General features: G+C 72.2%; 19 protein-coding genes, 1 pseudogene and 1 riboswitch. Of the genes and pseudogenes, 9 read left to right on the top strand and 11 right to left on the bottom strand.

Translation table 11 applies throughout. The annotated features are described in order from the left end of the window. Positions 1-90 precede the first annotated feature (90 nt). Positions 91-153: riboswitch (guanidine-III (ykkC-III) riboswitch) on the top strand. A gap of 79 nt (positions 154-232) precedes the next feature. Beyond that, positions 233-685 carry an Ohr family peroxiredoxin gene (locus ACIPK4_RS20710; RefSeq protein ID WP_402314616.1) on the top strand — a complete coding sequence of 151 codons (453 nt, stop codon included), beginning with the start codon at positions 233-235 and terminating at the stop codon, positions 683-685. Beyond that, positions 678-1,130: a hypothetical protein gene (locus ACIPK4_RS20705; RefSeq protein ID WP_402314614.1), complete on the top strand. Its 453-nt coding sequence runs from the start codon at positions 678-680 to the stop codon at positions 1,128-1,130. Before ACIPK4_RS20710 ends, ACIPK4_RS20705 begins: the two co-directional genes overlap by 8 nt. Positions 1,131-1,988: 858 nt before the next feature. Here ACIPK4_RS20705 and ACIPK4_RS20700 read toward each other — a convergent pair. Continuing rightward, on the bottom strand, positions 1,989-3,122 hold the full coding sequence (locus tag ACIPK4_RS20700; protein ID WP_402314612.1) for an FAD-dependent oxidoreductase: 1,134 nt from the start codon (positions 3,120-3,122) through the stop codon (positions 1,989-1,991). Positions 3,123-3,370: 248 nt separating this feature from the next. Between ACIPK4_RS20700 and ACIPK4_RS20695 the strand changes: the two genes are divergently transcribed. The 3 genes from ACIPK4_RS20695 (at position 3,371) to ACIPK4_RS20685 (ending at position 7,059) form a co-directional block, all read left to right on the top strand. Then, positions 3,371-3,949, top strand: a complete 579-nt coding sequence (locus ACIPK4_RS20695; protein WP_402315187.1) for a TetR/AcrR family transcriptional regulator — start codon at positions 3,371-3,373, stop codon at positions 3,947-3,949. Positions 3,950-4,326: 377 nt separating this feature from the next. Then, positions 4,327-5,277 (top strand): SDR family NAD(P)-dependent oxidoreductase, encoded by a 951-nt coding sequence (locus ACIPK4_RS20690; RefSeq protein ID WP_402314610.1) that lies wholly within the window; start codon positions 4,327-4,329, stop codon positions 5,275-5,277. 387 nt (positions 5,278-5,664) lie between these two features. Then, positions 5,665-7,059 (top strand): alpha/beta hydrolase family protein, encoded by a 1,395-nt coding sequence (locus tag ACIPK4_RS20685; RefSeq protein WP_402314608.1) that lies wholly within the window; start codon positions 5,665-5,667, stop codon positions 7,057-7,059. 21 nt (positions 7,060-7,080) lie between these two features. Here ACIPK4_RS20685 and ACIPK4_RS20680 read toward each other — a convergent pair whose 3' ends face one another. From ACIPK4_RS20680 to ACIPK4_RS20660, 5 genes and pseudogenes are all read right to left on the bottom strand, one after another. Next, the gene (locus tag ACIPK4_RS20680; protein WP_402314606.1) at positions 7,081-10,053 is read right to left on the bottom strand and encodes a trypsin-like peptidase domain-containing protein; all 2,973 of its coding nucleotides are present in this window, start codon (positions 10,051-10,053) and stop codon (positions 7,081-7,083) included. Between the two features lie 10 nt (positions 10,054-10,063). Then, positions 10,064-10,390, bottom strand: a complete 327-nt coding sequence (locus ACIPK4_RS20675; RefSeq protein ID WP_376193784.1) for a trypco2 family protein — start codon at positions 10,388-10,390, stop codon at positions 10,064-10,066. A 157-nt stretch (positions 10,391-10,547) separates the two neighbouring features. Continuing rightward, positions 10,548-11,636 carry a chitinase gene (locus ACIPK4_RS20670; protein WP_402315185.1) on the bottom strand — a complete coding sequence of 363 codons (1,089 nt, stop codon included), beginning with the start codon at positions 11,634-11,636 and terminating at the stop codon, positions 10,548-10,550. Positions 11,637-11,678: 42 nt separating this feature from the next. Further along, positions 11,679-12,203, bottom strand: a pseudogene (locus ACIPK4_RS20665) (carbohydrate binding domain-containing protein); the annotation flags it as partial. Between the two features lie 236 nt (positions 12,204-12,439). After that, positions 12,440-12,805 carry a hypothetical protein gene (locus ACIPK4_RS20660; protein ID WP_402314603.1) on the bottom strand — a complete coding sequence of 122 codons (366 nt, stop codon included), beginning with the start codon at positions 12,803-12,805 and terminating at the stop codon, positions 12,440-12,442. Between the two features lie 429 nt (positions 12,806-13,234). Here ACIPK4_RS20660 and ACIPK4_RS20655 point away from each other — a divergent pair, with 429 nt between their 5' ends. Further along, positions 13,235-13,822, top strand: coding sequence for an APC family permease (locus ACIPK4_RS20655; RefSeq protein WP_402314601.1), 588 nt, complete (start codon positions 13,235-13,237; stop codon positions 13,820-13,822). Between the two features lie 80 nt (positions 13,823-13,902). On the opposite strand, the gene ACIPK4_RS20650 is transcribed toward ACIPK4_RS20655, so the two are convergent. Then, complete coding sequence (locus tag ACIPK4_RS20650; RefSeq protein WP_402314599.1) at positions 13,903-14,244, bottom strand: PRC-barrel domain containing protein; 342 nt, start codon at positions 14,242-14,244, stop codon at positions 13,903-13,905. Positions 14,245-14,559: 315 nt separating this feature from the next. On the opposite strand from ACIPK4_RS20650, the gene ACIPK4_RS20645 reads away from it, so the two are divergent. The 3 genes from ACIPK4_RS20645 (at position 14,560) to ACIPK4_RS20635 (ending at position 17,623) form a co-directional block, all read left to right on the top strand. Further along, positions 14,560-15,882: a molybdopterin-dependent oxidoreductase gene (locus ACIPK4_RS20645; protein WP_402314597.1), complete on the top strand. Its 1,323-nt coding sequence runs from the start codon at positions 14,560-14,562 to the stop codon at positions 15,880-15,882. Further along, positions 15,879-16,376 (top strand): hypothetical protein, encoded by a 498-nt coding sequence (locus ACIPK4_RS20640; RefSeq protein WP_402314595.1) that lies wholly within the window; start codon positions 15,879-15,881, stop codon positions 16,374-16,376. Before ACIPK4_RS20645 ends, ACIPK4_RS20640 begins: the two co-directional genes overlap by 4 nt. Before the next feature lie 182 nt (positions 16,377-16,558). Next, entirely contained in the window at positions 16,559-17,623 is a 1,065-nt protein-coding gene (locus ACIPK4_RS20635; RefSeq protein ID WP_402314593.1) for an NAD-dependent epimerase/dehydratase family protein, read from the top strand. A 151-nt stretch (positions 17,624-17,774) separates the two neighbouring features. Here the strand turns inward: ACIPK4_RS20635 and ACIPK4_RS20630 are convergent, their stop codons facing one another. The 4 genes from ACIPK4_RS20630 to ACIPK4_RS20615 all read right to left on the bottom strand — a co-directional run bounded on the left by ACIPK4_RS20630 (position 17,775) and on the right by ACIPK4_RS20615 (position 21,565). Continuing rightward, entirely contained in the window at positions 17,775-18,761 is a 987-nt protein-coding gene (locus tag ACIPK4_RS20630) for a zinc-binding dehydrogenase (RefSeq protein WP_402314591.1), read from the bottom strand. A gap of 83 nt (positions 18,762-18,844) precedes the next feature. Next, on the bottom strand, positions 18,845-19,429 hold the full coding sequence (locus ACIPK4_RS20625) for a TetR/AcrR family transcriptional regulator (protein ID WP_402314589.1): 585 nt from the start codon (positions 19,427-19,429) through the stop codon (positions 18,845-18,847). A gap of 155 nt (positions 19,430-19,584) precedes the next feature. After that, positions 19,585-20,586: a hypothetical protein gene (locus ACIPK4_RS20620; RefSeq protein WP_402314588.1), complete on the bottom strand. Its 1,002-nt coding sequence runs from the start codon at positions 20,584-20,586 to the stop codon at positions 19,585-19,587. A gap of 385 nt (positions 20,587-20,971) precedes the next feature. Further along, the gene (locus ACIPK4_RS20615) at positions 20,972-21,565 is read right to left on the bottom strand and encodes a DUF3291 domain-containing protein (protein WP_402314586.1); all 594 of its coding nucleotides are present in this window, start codon (positions 21,563-21,565) and stop codon (positions 20,972-20,974) included. Between the last annotated feature and the right edge of the window lie 69 nt (positions 21,566-21,634).

Raw genomic sequence — 21,634 nt, 5'->3', positions numbered from 1 at the left:
CGCCCATCCGCCGGGAGGCCCGCGGGGACGGTGAGGAGGGTCACTGCAGGAAGCGGTCCCTGCGGGGTCGCTCGCGTTGCTAGATTGTTCGGCGGCCCGGTCCCGAGGCCCCGGACGAGATGCGCCGTACCCGGTTATGCACGACGACGCGCAAGGCACCGTCCCACTGGCAGGTGCCGTGGCGCCGTCCGGCCCCGGGGGCGTTCCCTCGTCGTACAGATGGGCTGACCACATGACCGTGCCGCTGACCCGCACCCTCTACCGGACGACCGCCCACGCGCGTGGGGGCCGCACCGGATCGGTGCTCACCGACGACGGCCGCCTCGACGTCCGTCTGGCCCCGCCGCGGAAGAACACGCCCGGTACCACCAACCCCGAGCAGTTGTTCGCAGCCGGGTTCGCCGCCTGCTTCACGTCTGCGCTGGCCGAGGTCGCAGCCGAGTTCGGAGCGGACGCCTCGGCCGCGCGCGTCGGGTGCGAGGTGCAGCTCGGCACCACGGACACGCCCGCGGGCTACGGTCTCGCGGTCGGCCTCACGGTCTCCTTGCCGGGGTGGAAGGCGGCTGACCTTCTGCCCCTGCTGCACCGGGCGGACGCGGTCTGCCCCTACTCCCAGGCGGTCCGCGGGAACATCGAGGTCTCGCTGCTGGCCGTGGACGATGCCGATGCCGATACCGATGCCTGAGACCCTTCCCGCACGGGACGGGCAGGGCATCCCGCTGCCCGAGCGGGGCGCGTGGCTGCGGCGCGGCATCAGCCGGAACGGTGGTCCCCTGGTGGAAGACCGTGAGGTGGTGTGGCTGCAGGCCGGTCCGTATTTCGCCGACAGCCGGGGCTTCGCGGGCGTCACGTCCTTCGACGGCTCCCGCGTTCAGTTCCACCACCTGGAGGGCGAGCCCGGCGAGGACACGGGTACCTTCCGGCGGGAGGGTGCGGACCTGATCGAGTGGGGCACCAACACGGACGGCAGCACCTTCCTGGAGGTCTGGACCCCACTGCCGGCCGCCGACGGCGACACCGGCTCCTGGGCCGGCCCCCACGCCGGGGCCAGGGCCGGCTACCGCGTGGTGCGCGTCGGCCGGCATGTCGTGCACGTCGACTCCGATGGGGGTACGTACTGGCGGACGTGACCCTCGGCGACTGCAAAGTGCTTCGCCAGGTGCTGTCCGGGTGGTCTTCCCGGCCTTGGGGCTGATCCCGCCCATGCGGTGATCAGCGCACGCGGCCTCATGGGGCCGCCCTCGCCGAGGACGTAGACGATCACGCTGTCCCAGCGGTTCGACGTACGTCGAGGCCACCCTCGCCAGGCAGTCCGCGGCGTACTCGTCACCCCCAAAGTCCTTACCCGGGACATGCTCCCGTGCCCCCACCGTCGCGGGGCCGGCCATGACACCGCCTCCCGTACCGCGCGGCACACCGGCGTACGCGGGTACGCCGGTACGCGGGTACGCGGGTACGGGAGCCTCGCCGAGGTTGCGGCCCACGGTGAGGTGGTGCTGGTCGCCATACCGGCGGACGCCGCGCCACAGTTGGCCGGGGAGCTGGCTCCTGTGCCGGCCGCGCGGACGCTGATCGACTGCACCTTTCCGATGGCGCCGGGCGCGGACGGCCCGGCCCTCACCACGGGCGGCGCCACCTCAGTCGCCCGGCTCATCGCGGACGCTGCGCCCGGCGCCAGGTGGGGAAGGCGTCAGGGGGTGTGCCACGCGAGTATCTGGGCGCTGGACCGGCCGGCCTTCGAAGGGGTTCCGCCGGCGGTGCCGTTCTGCACCGACCCAGCCGGGCGCCGCAGCGCGGGTGGCCGATCTCGTCGCGTCCACGGGCTGCGCCCCGCTGCCCTGCGGCGGGCTCGGGCACGCTCCCCTGTCGGAGGCCGCTGCCGTTTTCGCCGTCGGTGTCCGGTGGTCGGGCGCGGAGGCCCGCTTCGCGTTCCCGGCCCCGGCACTGGCCCCACGGGCCGTGGACGACTGACGAAGGTCAGACGAAGGTCAGTGGCCCTCAGCGGTGGCGAAGTCGGGCAGCTCTGGGGAGAGGAGATGGTCGGCGGCGCCGTCGAGGAGCCGGGCCATCTCCGTGGAGCGGGGGAGCATGGTCTTCTCGTAGGCGCTGACGGCTTCGTCGACGGTGTCGTGGTGGGCGACGGCGAGGGCGAGTTCACAGGCGTCCAGCATGGCGAGGTTGACGCCGACGCCGAGCGGGGGCATGAGGTGGGCGGCGTCGCCGAGCAGGGCGACCGTGGGGTTGTGCTCCCAGGTGTGCGGGACGGGCAGGGCGAAGATCGGGCGGTCGACGTACGGGCCGTCATTGTCGGTGATGAGCCGGCGCAGGCGGGGCGACCAGTCACGGAAGCGCTCCATGAGGAGGGCGCGGATGCCGTCGGTGTCCTGGAGGGTGAGGCCGCCACCGGTGATCCAGTCGGCCGGGACGCGCTGGATGACGTAGACGCGGATGTGGTCGCCGCTGCTGCGCTGGGCGAACAGGCAACGGTCGCCGTCGGCTGCGGCGGCACTGCCCTGGCCGACGAGTTCGGCGACGTCGGGGTGCCGGGTCTCGACGTCATGGAACCAGGCTTCGAGGAAACTCACGCCGCTGTAGCGGGGGACGGCAGGGGAGACGGCTCGGCGGACCGTCGACCAGGCACCGTCGGCGCCGATGACGAGGTCGGCTTCGATGGTGGTGCCGTCGGTGAAGTGCAGCTGCCGAGGCCCTTCGGCGGGGCCGGCAACGGCCTGCAGGGTGTGACCCCAGCGCACGGTGCCGGGCAGGAGCGAGTCGAGGAGCAGGTCGCGCAGCTGACCGCGGTCGATTTCCGGCTTGACCCGCTCGCCCTCCTCGGGAACCTGGTGGAAGAGCAGCGTTGCCTCCGGGTCCATCTGGCGCATCTCCTGCCCCTCGGGCCGGGCCAGTCGGAAGAACTCCTCCAGCAGGCCGGCTTCGCGCAGGGCGATCTGGCCGTTGTCGGCGTGCAGGTCGAGGGTGCCGCCTTGGTCGCGGGCGTCCGGGCCCGCGTCGCGGTCATGGACGGTGGCGGTGATGCCGTGCTGCTGCAGGATGCGGGCGCAGGTCAGGCCGCCGGGGCCGGCGCCGATGATGGCGATGCGGGGTGCCGGAAGGGTGTTCATCGTGGTGTCCGTTCGTTGCAGGCGGCAGTGCCGGGAGATGAGGGGGCGGCGGGCAGGCGCCCCGCAGCCGCCATTTCAAAAAAGCACATCAACTCAATAAGTGCAACGACTCAACTTTTGAAACGACTGAACCGAGGAGGTAGAGTGTCGGCATGCCCAGCACCACGCCCGGCCCTACGACCGGCCCCACGCCCGGCACCCCGCCCGGCCCCCAGCGAGGCACCCCGACAGGCCCCTCGCCCGCACCGATGGGGCGCCGAGAGCGCAAGAAGGCCGCGACGCGCCAGGCCATTGCCGATGCCGCGCTGCACCTGTTCCTGGAGCGCGGATACGACGAGGTCGGCATCCGCGAGATCGCGGACGCCGCCGACGTGTCGACCACGACGCTGTTCAAGCACTTCCCGGTCAAGGAAGCCCTCGTTTTCGACGAGGACGACGAGCAGGAGACCCGCCTGCTCGCCGCCGTCCGCGAGCGGCCCGAGGGCCAGTCCATCCCCAGCGCGCTGCGGGAACACGCCCTGACCAATCGGCTGGCCGCCGTCCACGGTGACCCCCGCTTCACCGCCTTCACCAACCTGGTGAGCGCCACCCCCGCACTGCGCGACTACGCGCAGAGCATGTGGCTGCGCCACACCACCGCGCTCGCCCGGGCCATCGCCGAGGAGAGCGGCCTCGCCGCGGACGACCCCACCTGCACCGCCCTGGCCCACTTCGCCCTGCAAGCCCCCCGCGCGGTCTACGCACATGACAACCCCCGGCAGGCCGTCACCCGGGCCTTCGACCTCCTGGAACACGGCTGGAACGCGCTCACCCAGGTCAGGAACTGAGCAAGCGCCCTTCCGCAAGCGCCCTTCCGGGTAGCTGCTCGCGATCCGTGCGGCGGTTTTGCGGGCAGGCCGTTACCTCCTCACCGGTGAATCGTTCCTTCATGTGTCGCGACGGTATGCACACCGCCCCCCGCGGTGCCGCGACACCGGCCCGGGCAGTCACCCCCCTTCCCCCCGACTCCCGGGCCCACCGTCATTTCGCCTTCCGCATCACCAGGACCGCGCCGGGCGACGCGGACGACAAGAGGGCGGCGGGGTGTCGGAGTCCTGTCGGCGGTGAGCGTGATCTGTCGGCGGCATGTCGACGGGAGGTGCGACCTTGAGCAGGTCGGTGCTCCGCGCGAGCACGCTGCCCAGAGCCCAAGGAGTCCGTCATCATGTCTTCCGCAGCCCAGAACCGCCCGTGGAACGTTCACCGGCTGCCGCCCGCCGAGGGCAGGACCTTCCTGGTCACCGGGGGCAATGCCGGGATCGGCTACTTCGTCGCCGAGCAGCTCGCCGCCACCGGCGCCGTCGTCGTGCTCGGCAGCCGGGACCCGGCGAAGGCGGCCGCCGCCATGGCCTCGATCCGCTCACGCGTCTCCGGCGCGCACGTGCGGCACCTTCAGCTGGACCTCGCCGACCTGTCGTCCCTGAAGACCGCCGTGGACAGCCTGGACGTCGGTCATCTCGACGCCGTGGTCTACAACGCGGGGGTCGCGCTCGACGACCCGCCACGTCGAAAGACCGAGGACGGCCACGAGCTGATGTTCGGCACCAACCACCTCGGCCACTTCGCGCTCACCCGGTGGCTGGCCCCCCTGCTGTCCGCGGCGCCCGGGGGCCGCATCGTGACGGTGGGAAGCTTCGCGGCACGGTCCGAGCGACTGGACCTGGGCGATCTGCAGTCGGCCCGGGACTACCGGCCCAAACGCACCTACGGCCGATCGAAGCTGGCGCAGATGTCCTTCGGCTTCGAACTCGATCGCCGCCTGCGCGCCGGTGGCGGCACGGTGTTCAGCGTGGTGGCCCACCCCGGCGGCGCACTGGACTCCCTCACCCCGTCCCGCCCGCCGGTGCACGTGGCCTCCCCCGCCGAGCGGCTGCGCGCGCTGCCCGCCGGGCTCATGGTGCAGGGCAAGGACGCCGGGGCATGGCCCGTCGTCCGTGCAGTCCTCGACCCGGAGGTGCGGGGCGGGCAGTTGTGGGGGCCGAGGGTCTTCGGCCTGCGCGGCGCACCACGGCGTGAGCCCGTCCCCTCTCATATGGCCGACCCGGCCGTCGCCTCTCGCCTGTGGGCCGCCAGCGCCGAGCTGGTCGGCACCGATGCCCACCTCGGCTTCCGCTAGGCGCGCAGCGGAGCGCAGCCGCGACCGCCGGTGGTGGCCGCGGTTCAGAGCACCGGTGGTCCTCCCTCGATGCGCCGCAGCGCCGGAGTCCGGCGGTCCAGGCCGGGTGGGCCCTGGACGTGTCACTCGTCCTGGGTCGGCCGAGCCCGGCCCCGTGTACGGGCGGAGGCGGGCTCGGGGCGGCCCGGCACAAGCGTCGGGCCACGGGGTCGCTCGGGCGTGAGCCCCGGCGGGTCCGTACCCGGTCGCCCGGACGGCGCAGGGGCGGCGGGGCAGGCGTGGGGCTGCGCTCTCCCTGTCCAGGGGCGGGCCGCAGCGGTGCCGGCTCGTTCCGAGCGGGCCGGTCCGGGAGGTCGGGGCGCCGGTCCGGCTCTACGCTCCGATGCCATGAGACCCGTACACGGCGATCGGCATTCCGGACCCACGCGTCGCGCCCTCCTCACCGCCGGCGCGGGAGCCGCACTCCTGGCGGGCTGTGCGCGGGACGGCGCCCCCGGCGCCCCTGCCGCGGCCACCAGCAGCTCGGCAACCGCCGCGGCCGGCGGCCTCACCCCGGGTGCGATGACGCTGTTCAAGGACCCCGCGTACAACTTCAACGGACTCCTCGCGCTCGGCGGCTCGGGCGCCGGAGCCGCGGAGGTCGGCGAGGTCCTGACGGCCGTGAACGCCATCAACGCGGCCGGGCTGACGGCGCAGTCGTACGTCAAGACGTTCCGCGGCCTCGGCGACCAGCTCATGGCGACGCCCCCGGGAGCCCCCGCCGACGGCCAGACCAAGCGGTTCCGGGCCCTGCGCGCGGCCCAGTACTACGGCCAGGCGCTGTTCTTCGTCCTGGGTTCGGACGACCCCGGCAGCGAGGAGCGGCTCTACAAGGCGGGACGTGCCGCCTGGGACACCTTCTGCGACCTGTGCGAGCCCGCCCCCGTGAAGGCGAAGGTGCCCTACGGGACCACGCCGCTGCCCGTGTGGTTCTTCCGGCCCGACACGTCCGGTGCTCCGCGCCCGACGGTGATCCTGACCAACGGCAGCGACGGCCAGAACGTCGACATGTGGACGTACGGGGTCCCCGCCGCGCTGGAACGGGGCTGGAACGCGCTCGTCTACGACGGACCGGGCCAGGGGCAGCTCCTCTTCGTGGACCGTGTGGTGTTCACACCCACCTGGGAGCGGGTCGTCACGCCCCTCGTCGACTGGCTGACGGCCCGCTCGGACGTGGCCGCCGACAAGATCGCCCTGACGGGCCTGAGCATGGCGGGCGACCTCGCGCCGCGGGCGGCGGCGTTCGAGACGCGCATCGCCGCCCTGGTGGCGATGCCGGGCTGCGTGGAACCGTGGCTGGGCTTCCCGCCCGAGATCCGGAAGATCCTCACCCCGGACAAGCAACAGACGAACGACATCTGGAACAAGGAAGTCGTCCCCGAACTGCCCCCGGAAGCCGCCGATGTGATGAAGAAGCGGTTCGAACCGTTCTCCGTGCCCGCGATGCTCGAAGCCCGCCAGGGCAAGCTGTTCACCGACTTCTACACCCCGGCCACCCGCATCAAGGCGCTGTCCATCACGGACGTGGTCGGCCGGATCAAGGCGCCGACCCTGGTGCTGGACTACGAGGGCGAGCAGTTCTACCCCGGCCAGCCGCGCCGCATGTACGAAGCCCTCACCTCGCCGAAGGACTACCTGAAGCTGACGGCGGCCCAAGGGGCGCAACTGCACTGCTCACCCATGGCCCCGCAACTGCACTGCGAGGTCGTCTTCGACTGGCTCGACAAGACGCTGGGCCCCTAGCAGACCGGGGCGCGGTGCCGTTCAGGGTGTGGTGCTGCCGGTTTCGCTCTGCGTGGTGAGGGCTTCGGCCTGGGTGGTGAGCCAGGAGGGCGGGATCATCTCGATGTTGCGGCCCGTGTGCTCCGCGGCGCGGAGCAGTGCCCCGGCTGCCGTGGGCAGGTCCTCGGCGGTGCGGGCGCGGGCCGCCTCGGCGAGGGCCTCGGCCGCCGCGGCCTCGGCTGCTCCGGCGCGGTGCAGGGAGGCGGCCGCCCGGTCCGCCGTCTCCGCGGCCCGCTCGTGGCGGCCGGCCGTCCAGTGGGTCCACGCGAGGTTGTGGAGGCAGACCCCCTCGGTGCGCGGGTTCTCCATTGCGGACGCCGCGGCGAGCGCCGCCTCCAGCGATGCCGCCGCCTCGGCGGGCCGGCCCAGCGCCAGCTGGGCCACTCCCTTGGCGTTCAGCGCGTAGTCGGTCGCCTCCTGGACGCCCGCCTCCGCGTAGGCGCGTACGGCACGGTCGCCCGCGGTGATGGTCTCCTCCCACCGGCCCATGGCCAGCAGGGCGGTGAAGCGGGCGTTCCACGCCCGTGCCGCCGTCAGCCGATCCCCCGATGCCGCGGCGATACCGCCGAGCCGGTCGGCGCCGGCCAGGGCTTCCTCTCCCTGGCCCAGGGTGCTGTGGGCGAGGGAGAGGCTCAGGACGGCGTGGGCCTCGGCCTCGGTGTCGCCGTTCTCGTGGGCGATTTCGGCGGCGCGCGCGAGCGCACCGACCGCGTCGGTGAGCCGGCCGAGCTGGCGGTGAACGTCGCCCAGTCCGAACACCGCTTCCTGCAGGGCCTTCCGGTCTCCGAGGCAGTCGGCCAGGTCGGACGCCTCAGTGAAGAGTTCGGCGGCGTGTGCCAGCGGGCCTCCGCTCAGGCGGGCGTGGCCGTAGCCGATGAGGTGGGCGAGGCGTGCGGTGTCGTCGGTCAACTCTTCCTCCACTGTCAGGTGCATCGAGATCGCCGCGAGGGCGGAGCCGTGCCGGGCCATCCAGGGCCCGATGGTCCCGAGGAGCAGCGCGGCGTCGTTCATGTCTCCTGCCCTGACAAGGTGTTCGAACTCGCGGCGGTGCGGGCCCACGTCCTGCAGGCCGCGCCACTGCGAGCGGGGTGGCGCGGTGTGCGCGTACCAGTCGGCCGCCCGCCGCTCCAGGGCGCGGCGTCCCAACGGGCCGTCGGACGGCAGGGCGCCGTAGGCGAGGTCGGCGTCCATGGGGTGCAGGGCGTACGTACGGGTGGCCCGGTCCGCCGACAACATGCGGATGCGGAGCAGCTGCGACATGACGCGCGCGACGTCGAGGCCGGGTGCCACGCCGTCGACGAACCACGCGATGGCCTCGCGCGGCACGGGCGTGCGCAGCACCGCGAGGACGTTGAGGAGGGTGCGGGCGTCGGGGCCGAGCCGGCCGTAGCGGTCCTGCGCGAGGGCGGCGACCACGTCGCCGCGCAGGGTGAAGTCCTCCAGGACGTCCTGGAGGGAGGGGAGTTCGAGGACGTCGTCCGCCATGATGCCCACGAGCAACTCCAATGCGCGCGGAACCCCGTGGACGTGGACGGCCGCACGCAGGAGCTGTTCGTCGGGAAGCTCTGCGACGCCGAGGCTGCCGTCCTGGTCGAGTTCGCGCAGCAGCGCGATGGACTCCTCGGCCGGGAGCCCGTCGGAGAGTTCGACCTCGGCGGCGAAGCGGCGCAGTTCGGGCGCCAGGTGCAGCGGGACCTGCGAGGTCACCAGCAGGCGGGGGGTGTGGCGGGCGCGGAAGAGGCAGTCGAAGAAGGCGTCGAGCTCGGCGTCGTCGAGCCGGCCGTCGTCACCGAGCAGGTCCTCCAGGTTGTCCACCAGGATGACGACCAGCTCGTCGCCCATGGCGGCGAACAGTTCGCCGATCTTGTCCTGCACGGGCCGGTCGGCGGCCCAGACGTCCAGCAGCCGTGCCTCCTGGCCGGGTCCCAGCGCACGGGCGCAGTCGAGGTAGAGGCGTTCCAGGGAGACGCCGGCGGTGCGGGTGCTCAGGTTGACGATCGCCGACGGGAGCGGGGCCCGGCTGTGGCCGGGCCACTCCCCCGCTTCCAGCATGTCCACGACCTTGGCGGCGACCGAGCTCTTGCCCATGCCGCGGCGACCGGTCACGGTCACCATGCGGATCGCCGGATCGGCCAGATGACGCCCTATCAGCTCGCGTGCCTCCGTACGGTCCTTGAAGAGTTCGAGGCCGTGGGTGACCGGCAGCCCGACCACCTTCGAGGCCCGCGGGGCGCTCCTCACCGGCCGGGGGGACGGTTCCGTGCCGGCCTCGGGCAGGGCGTCGGGGTCCGCGATCGCCAGGAGGTCGGTCAGGCTGGTCCGCAGGCGTGCGTCGACGTTGCGCAGCACGTGGTCGATGCGGGCGGCCGTCAGCCGGCCCGGCCCCTCCCAGCGGTGATGTTCCGCCACCACGCCGACGATGAGGCTGCCGGCCCACAGTGCGGCTCCGGACATGCCCGACCAGGGTGACACCTGCGGATCGGGGTCGGCGGCTGCCACGGCGACCGTGATCTCCAGGGTTCCGGTGCGCAGGTTGGAGAGGGCGGCCACGGTTCCGTCGGCCTGGTGCAGTTCGCGGAACTGGCCTCCGTCGGGGCGGCGTCGACGCTTCCACAGTGGGAACCCGGCGGCGTGGACGTCGACGACGGCGTGGCGGTCGTCGCCGATCCGGCCGAACGGTGCGGGCGGGACGGGGGCGGCGTCGGACGGCGGGGCGAACGCGAGGACGGCCACGTCGGTCGTCGCGTCCGACCAGGCCACGTCCGCCGATGCGGCCCACTGGCCGGGCCGGTCGGCGTCGAAGCGGACCTGGATGCCGTCCGCGTCCGCCACCACGTGCTGTGCGGTCAGCACGAGCGTGTCCCCGACCCGGTAGCCCGATCCGCGCCGGCCGGAGCCCGCGGCGGTGGTGACGATCACCTCGGCGATGCGGTGGGGGTCGAGTCCGCTCCGCACCGCTGTCGCCTCAGTCCTCACCGAGCAGTGCGTCGCCGGAGATCAGGGCCGTGCGCTCGGGGGCGTCCGCGGAGACCGGTTGCAGGCTCAGGGTCAGCTTCTGGGTGACGGTCGTGGACCGCTTGGCGCTCGCACTGGCGTCGAACACCCAGAAGCGGACCTTGACGCCCGGCTCGGTCGTCCGTTCCACTCCCACGGTCAGCTCCAGCTCGACCCGCTCGGCTTTGAACCGCAGGTCCGAATCCTTGCCGGCCGACATGGCACGGCTCAGTTCCGCGCGCAGCTGCGCGATCATGTCCGCCAACTCGACCGCGTCGTCCACGTGCAGTCCCCCCATACAGCCGTCTGTCTCAACTCCATTGCCCTGCACGGCACATCATTGCGCATCGGTGGCGCCTGCGGTGAACGGGGTGCGGCCCGAGGAGAGGTCTCCTCGGGCCGCGCCGGTCGGACCGGCCCGCGCCGGCGATGCGGACCGGGGTCGAGCGTGGGCGTCAACGGCCTTCCAGGGCCCTGACGTTGTCGCCGAAGGTCCAGCCCTTCGAGCCGTCCCAGTTGACCGACCAGGCCATGAGTCCCTTCAGCGACCCCCCGAAGGCGTTCCAGGACTGGCCGACCAGGTTCGGCGCCATGTAGCCGCCGCCCGCACCGGGCTGGGCGGGCAGTCCGGGCACCTGCTTGTCGTAGGGCACCTTGATGGTGGTGCCCTGGACGGTCAGGCCGTTGTTCAGGCACGTGGTCTGCGCGGTGAAGCCCTGGACCGTGCCGGCCTGGTAGGAGTCGCCGGAGCAGCCGTACATGCTGCCGTTGTAGTACTGCATGTTCAGCCACCACAGGCGACCGTTGTCGGCGTACTTCTTGATGATCGGCAGGTAGGCGCCCCAGATCGACCCGTAGGTGACGCTTCCGCCGGTGACGTACGCGGTTTCGGGGGCCATGGTGAGGCCGAACCCGGCCGGCATCTGCGCCAGGACGCCGTCGATGATGCGGATCAGGTTGGACTGGGAGGCGGACAGCGTGTTGATGTTGCCGCTTCCGGACAGGCCGGTCTCGATGTCGATGTCGATGCCGTCGAAGTTGTACTTCCTGAGGATCGGGACGACGGTCGCCACGAACTTGTCGGCGACGGTGGCGGAGCTCAGGTCGATGCCGGCGGCAGCGCCGCCTATGGACATCAGGAGCGTCGCGCCGGCCGCCTTGGCCCGGCACATCTCGGCGGGCGTCGAGACCTTGACGCCCGTGTCCATGCCGTCCTGCCACAGGACGGTGCCGTCGGAGAGGATCACCGGGAAGGCTGCGTTGATGACGTTGTATCCGTGCGCGGCGATACGGCTGTCCGTGATGGGAATCCAGCCCAAGCCGGGGTGGACGCCGTTGGAGGCACCGTCCCAGTTCTCCCAATAGCCCTGGAGCACTTTGCCCGTCGGCCTGGGCTTCGTGGGGCAAGTGTCACCCGGCGGGGCGGTGGTCGGTGGGGCCGTCGTCGGCGGGGCGGTCGTCGGCGGAACGGTGGTGGGTGGAACGGTGGTGGGTGGCGTGACGGTCGGCGTGGGGTCGCTGCCGCCGGGGCCGGTGAGCGACACGTCGTCCGCGTGGTACGCGGGCTGCCCGTACCAGCCGTGCAGGTAGACGGTCACCGAGGTGGTGTTCGGCCCAGTGGTGAAGTCGACGCTGAGCCGGCCGTAGGACGGACTGTTCGGCGTCCACGTGGACGGGGTGCCGGTGATGCCGGTGCCGGTGGCGCCCAGGTAGACGTAACTGCCCTGCACATAAGCGCTCAGGGTGTACTGGGAGTTGGGCTGGACACTGACGTTCTGGGAGCACTGGGCGGTGTCCTGTCCCGTCGGCGCCGCCATGAGGGCGGAGGTGCCGGACCGGACCGGGGTGCTGACGGTCGCGGCGGCGGCGCCGGGGCATGTCCAGTCGGTCAGCCCGTTCTCGAAGCCGGAGTTGGCCACGAGGTTGGTGGTGGCTGCGCCGGCCGTGACGGAGCCGGCCACAGCGAGCCCGGTGGCGATGACGGCAGCGGCACTGACCCCTGCGAGAAGGCGCCGTGTGGCGGCGGCGGGTCTGTGCAGGGTTCGCCCGGCATCGGGGCGAGGGCGGACATCGCCCGGCGTACGTGGAGTGCGCGACCTTCGACGGAACATGCTGCGCTTCCTTCCCGCCGAGAATCATGAGCATGACCATGGGCATGACATGCGTGGGGACGTGACTCCCGGCTCGGGTGAGGTGGGGACATGTGGGGCTGCGCCGGACCGGATCGTAGGAGCGCCGACACACCGCGTCAATAGGTCTGGACCAATGGCGGGACATCCGCGGCGGCGTGCGCCGCTCAGCGCGGAGGGGCGCGCCCGTCTCGCGCCATCCGGTGGGCGTCGATGCTCTACGCCCCGTCGTCGTACGTACCCGCCTCGACTTCGAGGGCCAGTTCCTGGAGCACCTCGATCGAGGAGATGTCGGTACGACCCGCGTCGTGGGCCATGGCGAGGCTGGTGAAGGCCAGGCTGAAGCCGGCGACCATCGTGTGGAGGGCCGGGCCCAGGGCCTCCGCGACGTGGCGGGCCACCTGCTGCGGGGAGGCGTCGGCGGGGACGCTGATCGAGGGCAGCATCTCGTTGAGCAGATGGGTGACGACCCCGGCTTCCGCTTCGGGAGGATCGCCGTCCTCGCCACGCTCCACCGCCCGGCGGATCTCCTGGGCCTCGGTGAGGATGCCGATGACTCGCTTGAGGACCTCTGCACGTTCCATCGTCGGAGCCTAGCCACAGTGGCCCCGGGCGGGGGCTCATATACGGGAGTCCAGGGCGTGCCCCCCTCGCGACGCCGGTGTGCCGGGACCCCCGCCGCGGCGGTGCCGCGGAAGCCACAAGAGGCGTCCGTCCGGGCGGTCGGTCGGGGGCGTCGGCCGCCAAGGCCGTGATGCGGTGCCCGGCAAGGGGACACTGGGCGGGGCGCCCCTGCCGCTGCCCACGCAGCCGGAGCGAACCGGGAGGGGCGAGATGGCCGGCATGGCGGAGACCCCGAAGCGCTCCCGGAACGGCGAGGGCGGCGCGGACGGCAGGGATTCCGTCGAGCTCGGTGGCTACCGGAAGGGAAGGGCGACGGCGCGGCGGACAACCTCACCTCGCGCGGGGTCGCCGCGCACGCGCCCCACTACTTCGCCGTCGGTGGCGGCCTGATGCTCGCGATGATCATGGGTCTGGCTACGCTGGTCGGCTTCGACTCCGCGGCGAACCTGGCCGAGGAGGCCAAGGACGCGCACCGCACCGTCCCGCGCGCGATCGTGGGGTCGGTCGTGGCGGCCACGGTCCTGGGCATGCTGTTCCTGATCACGCTCACCGTCGCGATCAAGGACATCCCGCGGATCTCCGCCGCCAGCTCACCGGTGGCGGCGATCATGCGGGACCAGCTCGGTCCGGTCATGGAGCGGGTGCTGCTGGTCGCCATCACCTTCGCGTTCTTCGGCGCCGGGGTCGTGGCGGTGACGGCGTGCGCGCGCCTCGTCATCGCGATGGCGCGCGACGGGCGCTTCCCGGCCCACCGGCTGATGCGGCACGTCACCGCGGACGCAGACCCCGGTCCCGGCGACCGTCCTGATCTTCGCCCTCGGGGTCGTCCTGATGGTCGCGCTGCCGGGCGCCGCGCTGCTGGAGCTGATCACGGCATCGACCTGGTGGGCGGGCTGTTCTTCCTCGTCATGCTGATGGTGGACCGCGATGCGCTGGAGACCGAGCCGGGAGAAACGAGCGAGGCCTTCCGTCCCTGACGCACAGGGTTCGCCCGCCCTCGCCCGGTGGGCGGCCGGCCGGCGTCGGCGCGGCGCGCCCCCGTGGGGCGGGGTCCGGTTCATCCGGCGTAGTACTTGCCGATCTCCTGGCGGTAGTCCGGGTCGCGCAGGTGGTTGTCGCGGTGGAACTCCGGAGCGGCCTTGATCTGCTCCTTGGTGCGGTCCACGTGGACCGTCCTGCTCGCTCCGTCCACGCGCAGGATCGTCCCCGCCGGGAGCAGGACCTCCTTGCCGAAGATCCACACACCGGTGTCCACCACGATGTAGGCGTCGGCGACCTCCTTGGAGTGCCTGTCGATCCTGCCGATATGGCCGTCGACCGCTTCCACGGCGTACCCCGTCAGGTCCTCGCCCGTCGGATGGATGATGCCGGAACGGTAGGCCCACATGTCGTCGGTCATGCCGCAGCTCCTTCAATGGTCGGTGCAGGTGTCGTACTCCGTCCCGCCTGCCCCATGGGCCGGAGCCCACACGCCCGCCCCCGGACCCGGGGCGACCGCCGATCCTTCAGACCCTCGCGTCGACCGCTTCCACCAGCGTGGCCATGACCTCGGCCGCCTCGCGGCCTGTGAGGGCACGGCCCCACCCGACCGAACGTGCCGTTCGGGGTCGGCACCTGGCGTGTCACCGGAGCAGGCGCGGCACCGGTGCGGCATCTTCATGGGGCAGTCGCTACGTGAACAACGACGCGTACGAGCCCCACGTGGAGGTGCCCGATGGGTCCGAGTGGCGGCGGCCAGGGGCAGCCGGACGATGCGCCACCACAGACGGGCACCGAACCGCGAGGGACGGCCACCCCGCCGCCGGGGCCGGCCCGTCCGGAGTTCTGGCGCAGTCCGCTGCGGGGTCCGTGGCTGACGTCGGTGTTCGGGCTGGTCCTGCTGTTCGGGATCACTGTGCTCTTTGTGACGGGTCTGCTGTCGTACGCGGCGTACAACCCCGATCTCGCGGCGGTCAACGACCAGACTCCGGACAAGGGATGGCTCGGCTTCTACCTGTTCCCGTGGCCGACTTCGCCGTACTGGCTCTACCGACTCACCCAGGGCGTCCACGTGACGCTGGGAATCGTCCTCGTGCCCGTCCTGCTGGCGAAGCTCTGGTCGGTCATTCCCAAGCTGTTCGAGTGGCCACCGGTCCGCTCAGCCGGCCACGCCCTGGAGCGGCTGTCCCTGCTCCTGCTGGTCGGCGGCGCCGGCTTCGAGTTCGTCACCGGCATCCTCAACGTCCAGCTCCACTACATCTTCCCGGGCTCCTTCTACACCCTGCACTTCTACGGGGCTTGGGTGTTCATCGGCGCGTTCGTCGTGCATGTGGCCTTCCGCCTCCCCAGGGCACTGCGGGCCGTACGAGCACGGTCCGGGGAGCCCGCGGCGGGTACCGCGGACGCGCTCGGGCTGGTCTCGCCCCGCCCCGCGGCGCCGACCATCTCCCGCCGGGGCGCCCTGGCCATGGTGGGGCTCGGGTCGGTCGCACTGCTGGTCGTCACGGCGGGGCAGAGCATCGGCGGATGGTGGCGGCGGACCGCGCTGCTCGCCCCTCACGGCCGGGACCCGGGTTCGGGCCCGAACGGCTTCCAGATCAACAAGACCGCCGCCTCGGTCGGGATCCGGCCCAGCGACGTCGGTCCCGCGTGGCGGCTGACCGTACGCGGCCCGGGGCGTCAGGTCGACCTGACGTACGAGCAGCTCCTGGCCATGACGCAGCACGAGTCTGCCCTGCCCATCGCCTGTGTGGAGGGCTGGTCGACCCCCGACCAGCGGTGGGGCGGGGTCCGGCTCACCGATCTGGCCGCGCTCGTAGGACTGGGTGTGAACACGCCCGAGGTCCTCGTGGAGTCGGTGCAGCGTGGCGGCTCGTTCAGTTCGGCAGTGCTCAGCGACCACCAGGTCCGCGACAGCCGCTCGCTGCTGGCCGTCCGCGTCAACGGGGCGGTCCTCTCCGCCGACCACGGCTACCCGGCGCGGGCCGTCGTCGCCGGGGCTCCGGGGGTCCACAACACCAAATGGGTCACCCGCCTCACCTTCGGAGAGCCCGTATGAGCGCGCCGACCGCGTTCCGGCGCCGCTACGGCGCCTCCCCGCTGCACCTGCTGCTCGTACTGACTTCCTTCGCCCTTGCCGGGTACGCCGGTCTGCGCCTGTTCGAGGGGGACACCGTGGGGGTGGCCGTCTGGTTCGTCGGTGCCGCTCTCCTCCACGACCTGGTCCTGCTGCCCCTGTACTCGGTGACCGACCGGGCGGCGCAGGCCCTGTTTCTCCGCGGACCCGGCCCCGCAGCACCCGCGCCTCGTGTGAGCGTGAACCACGTCCGCGTACCCGCGTTCGTCTCCGGTGTCCTGCTGCTGGTCTGGTGGCCGCTGATCTTCACCCGGGTCGACCACTACACCGCGGCGACCGCCCTGCCGGCCGACGGGTTCCTCGGACGCTGGCTTCTCATCACGGCGGCGCTGTTCGCGGCATCGGCGGTGGTCCTGGCCGTACGGATGTGGCGCTGGAGCCGGGCTCGGCGGCAGGCCCGCGGCGCGACGAACTGACGTCCGGGCATCACGACGAAGCGTGGGCGCTCCGGTCCGGCCACCGGGCTGCGGCAGCGGCTGCGGCTGCGGCTGCGGCTGCGGCCATGCCCCGCTGCCCCACTGCCCCCCCGTATGACGGAAGTCTTACGTGCACGCGTGGGAGCCCCTCCGCAGGCTGCGCACTGCGTAGCGTCCTCGGCATGCGCGTACTCGTCACCGGAGGGGCCGGGTTCATCGGCTCCCACATCGTCTCCGCCCTCAAGGACCGGGGGCACGAGCCCGTCGTCCTCGACGCCCTGCTGCCCGCCGCCCACCCCGGCACACCGCCCCTGCCGGACGCCGAGTTCGTCCGCGCCGACGTACGGGACGCCGTCGCGGTCCGGGCCGCGCTCCGCGGAATCGACGCGGTGTGCCACCAGGCGGCCATGGTGGGCCTCGGCAAGGACTTCACGGACGCCCCGGAGTATGTCGGTTGCAACGATCTCGGAACGGCGGTGCTGCTGGCGGAGATGGCGACCGCGGGGGTGGGGAAGCTCGTGCTCGCCGGATCGATGGTGGTCTACGGGGAGGGCCGGTACACGTGCGAACGGCACGGAACGGTACGCCCCGGGCCGCGTCGGACCGAGGACCTGACGGCGGGCCGCTTCGAACCCCACTGCCCCGACTGCGGAGCCGAACTCGCGCCGGGCCTGGTCGTCGAGGACGCGCCGACGGATCCGCGGAACGTGTACGCGACCACGAAACTGGCCCAGGAGCACCTTGCGGCGAGCTGGGCCCGGTGCGTGGAAGGCCGGGCGGTGTCGCTGCGCTACCACAACGTGTACGGGCCGGGCATGCCGCGCGACACCCCGTACGCCGGGGTGGCCTCCTTCTTCCGCTCCTCGCTCGCCCGGGGCGAGGCTCCCCGGGTCTACGAGGACGGCGCGCAGCGGAGGGACTTCGTCCACGTCACGGACGTGGCGGCGGCCAATGCGGTGGCACTCGAGGCGGTCGCTGCCCGGCAGGCGGGCGCACTCGCCGTGTACAACACCGGCAGCGGGGAGCCCCACACGGTCGGCGAGATGGCTGCCGCCCTGGCCTCGGCGCACGGCGGACCCGCCCCGGTGGTGACGGGCGAGTTCCGCCTCGGCGACGTACGGCACATCACCGCCGACTCCGCCCGGCTGCGCAAGGAGCTGGGCTGGCGTCCGACGGTCGGCTTCGCCGATGGCATGGCCGAGTTCGCACGGGCCGGCCAGCGCGACTCGGCGGGTGTGACGGGCTGATCCGGGAACCGGCCGACCACTTGGGCGTCGGCCGGTTCCGCAGCGGAGCGGTGGACCGGTGTTCCCGGGTGGGATCCGCCGCGACGCGGATCCCACCCGCTGCCGCCGGCTCCCGACCAGGTGTCCTCGGCCGGTGACGGAGGCTCGGGGTTCAGCCGATGGTGACGACCATCTTCCCGAGCGCTTGGCCGGACTCCATCGCCCGATGGGCTTCGACGATCTCGTCGAACCGGAAGACCCGTGTGGGACGCGCCCGCAGGACGCCGGCCGCGACCTTGGCGTACATCTCGTCGAGCGGCACGTCCTTGAGCGGGAATGCGGGGGTGCCCAGAACGAAGGCGCTGCCGAAGAAGCTGAGCCGGACTCCGCTGGGGAGATCGGCGATCGGGTCGAAGTCGCGTACGGGCTCGAATCCGCCCAGGAAGCCCAGCTGGCACACCCGACCGCGCGGCCGGACCAGGGCCAGCGAGTCACGAAGGACGCTGTTGCCGACGACGTCGAACACCGCGTCGATGCCCGCCTCCCGCACCGCGGCCCGGGCGGCGAGAGCGCCGTCGTCGATGAGCACGTCGGCCGCCCCGAGCTCCTTCAGCAGCGACGCTCGCCGCGGGTCCCGGGTCGTGGCGAAGACGGTCGCGCCGTGGTCGACGGCCAGGTTGACCGCAGCCTGACCGAGCGAGGAGGTCGCGCCCCTCACCAGGACCTTTTCGCCCGGCCTCAGATCGAGATTGCCGAACAGGCCGCTCCACGCGGTCGCGTACACCTCGGGAACGGCCGCAAGGTCGGCCCAGTCCAGCGATGGCGAGGATCGGACGGCGACCACGTTGGTCGCCGGTACGGTCACCATCTCCGCGTAACTCCCGTTGCGGGTGCGCCCCATGCCGCCGAGGATCGCCACCACCCGGGTTCCGATGGGGAATTCACCGGATGCATCCGCCTCCACCTCACCGGCGCACTCGATCCCGGTGACGGCGGCCACCCTTCCCCATGCGCCGCTGCGCATGTACGCCTCGGCGTGGTTGAGGCCGAACGCCTTGACCCGGATCAGCACTTCGCCGTCGGCGGGAACCGGGTCGGGCAGTTCGGTGACGGTGAGGACCTCGGGGCCTCCGTGGGCGGATATGACGATGGCCTTCATGTACCGACTCCATTCTTGAGCAGTCATTCAACTATGGGTGCGAAAGAAGGGCCACCGCGTACGGTGGCCCGTGCGCCCCGCCGTCAGGCGAGAGCGAGGAAGGCGTTGTCGACGATCGCGCGCAGGAGCTTCTCGTCGGGATCGGCCTTCCCGACGACCATCAGCCCCTGACAGGTGGCGACCAGCAGCTTGGCGCTCCCGGCACAGTCCAGTGACGTGCGCACCTGCCCCCGGCGGACCGCGTTCTCCAGCGCGTGGGTCATGCACCGCTCCAGCCGGGCCAGGTGCCCCCGGACGACGGCCGCCGCCTCGTCGTCCTCGGCGGCGTGCTCGATCGCCGTGTTGACGAGCAGGCACCCCTGTCGGCCTTCGGGGCTGAGCAGATCGCGCACCAGACCGTCGAAGTAGCCGCGGATCTCGGCCACCGTCGCCCCCGGGGCCTCCAGCTCGCCCAGCTTCTCGGGCACGACCAGCCGCGAGTAGCGCTCCAGCGACTTCAGGAACAGCGCACGCTTGCCGCCCGGGAAGGCGCTGTAGAGACTGCCCGGCTTGACTCCGGTCGCCTTGACCAGGTCCTCGACCGACACGGCCCGGTACCCGCGCTCCCAGAACCGCAACATGGCTACGTTCAGTACGGCGTCGGGCTCGAATTCGCGTGGTCGGGGCATGGGAGGAGAATAGATGAGCGACCATTCAAAAACAATGCCCGCCGACTGACGACTGACGACTGACGACTGACAGCTGACCGCTGACCGCTGACCGCTGACCGCTGACCGCTGAGGGTTTCCGGCTGCTTCCGGTCCGCATCCGCTCCGCCACCGCGCTATGGCGAGAGGAACGAGAGCAGCAGGTCCGGCCCGTTCGCGCGCAGACGGGGGAAGGCGATGACGGCGGCGACGGCTGCCGGGACGAGGGTCCAGGGTGCTTCGACCCCGAGGCGGCCGCCCGCCCAGGCTCCCGCCCATCCGACGGCGCCGACGAGGACCAGCGCCCCTGCGAGGTGCAGGGTCTCGCGCAGGGCGACCCAGTCGGCCGCCGGGTCGAGGCCGGCCAGTTCCTCGTCCGGGAGGAGCGCGGCGTAGCGGCCTCCGGCGTGACGCTCGGCAACGGTGAGCGCCAGGCCCGACAGGCCGCGTACGGCAGCGGCTCGGTCGGTGTCCAGCCCGGCCTCCGCGCGACGCAGGGCCGATACGACGAGCCGGGCGTGGAGCCGCGCGTTCCTGCGGCGGGGCGAGGACCTCGGAATGCTGCCGGTGCGTCCGGGGGCCGCGAGCAAGGTGCGCTCAAGGGCGCGCAGGGCCCGGGAGACGTCCCCCGCTCTCGCGTGCCGCCGGCCGGCGGGTGCCGTGGCCAGTGCCGAGCAGCACCGGATCAACCGGAGGGCGGAGGCGACCGGCGCGTACTGCCGGTACGCGCGGGTGCGGCCGGTACCGCGTAGCGAGACCCACCACCGCATCACGTACGAGGGGGCGTACATGAGCACCGCGGCCGCGAGCACCACCTGCACCGTTCCGGCGTTCTGCAGCGCCTCGCGTGCAGGGGCGGGCCAGTGGTCGAAGCTCGCCCAGGCCGCGGCCAGGGCTCCCCAGATGACGAAGGTGGTGATCAGGATGAGCTGGTTGGCGTGCCAGAGGGCGAAGGTGCGCCGCCTCACCGCGTCACGGACCGGTGGGGGTAGGGGCAGGGCGGCGCCGGTGGCTGCGAGCCCCGTCTCGGTGTCGGCGGCGACCTTCGCGATGTCGGTGTGGATGACGGCCCAGTTGCCGCGGGCGGTGCCCCGTAGCAGGGGCCAGAGCGTACTGACGGAAGCGTGGGACGGCGGCATCGCTCCCCCCTCCCCTTCCCCCGTGCCCCCGCGGGGGGCGCCGGTCGGAGCCTGCCACATCCGCGGCCGCCGCGCGGCGGCTTTCACATGGCCGACCTGCACCTCCTCACCATGTCGCCGGGATGGTCTCCGGCCGTCAAGTACCCCTGACAGCTGCCCTGTTGGACGAGTCCCGACGTGACCTGCGGGATCCGCTGCCTCGGCGTCGCGTCCGTATTCACCTGTGGGAGCCGGACCGGCCACGTCGGGAGGGAGGCGGCCGCCTTCTTCCGGCAGCACCTCGGCTGAACCCGACGAGGTGGACGGGCCGTTGCGCACGGGCCGGTGAGCGGGCTGTTGCTCACGGGCCGGTGAGCGGGCTGTTGCGCACGGGCCGTTGGTGCGGTCAGACCGTCGGCGACGACCCGGCCTGCGTCGACCGCACATCCTGTGGTGCCCGTGCGGGCTGCGGCGACGGGACCTGAAGGTGCAGGGCGGCCTCGTCGGCGGTGTAGGAGGAGGCGAAGGTGAACGCCCGCGGGGACGGCCCGTGCGCCTGAAGGTCCGCCAGCCGCTCCAGGGCCTCGTCGACGGTCGGGAGGTGACCGGCGGGAACCCACCAGAGGACCAGGTGCGCCTCGACGTGCCGCTCGAACCATTCACGGCGCCGGCGCATCACCTCCAAGTGCCCGCTGCGGTAGGTGAAGTCCCACAGCGCCTCCTGGGTCTCCCACACCGACATGTTGACGATGACGTCCTCGCCCGCCGGCCGCAGTGCGGTGGCGTCGACGGCCCCCTCCTCCACGAGTCGCCACACGAACCCCGGCGCGCTGTCGGCGGCGGCATTGACCGGGTCGAGCAGTTCGACGAACGCGGCCATGCGCGGGTCGTCGAGCGGATGGCGGAGCGTGGCGACGTTGATCTGGGCGAGGTGGACGGCGCGCGCGTCGTGGGGGGGGGGGGGGGCGCCCCCCCCCCCCCCCCCACCAACACCTACCATAAAAAGAAATTATTTAATATGTTATAAATCGTTAAAACGACCAACACCCAAACAACCCCCCCCCCGAGC

The sequence above is a fragment of the Streptomyces sp. NPDC086989 genome (assembly GCF_044745505.1).
In the GTDB taxonomy this organism is placed as follows: Bacteria; Actinomycetota; Actinomycetes; order Streptomycetales; family Streptomycetaceae; genus Streptomyces.
This window is presented reverse-complemented; position numbering and strand designations above follow the sequence as displayed.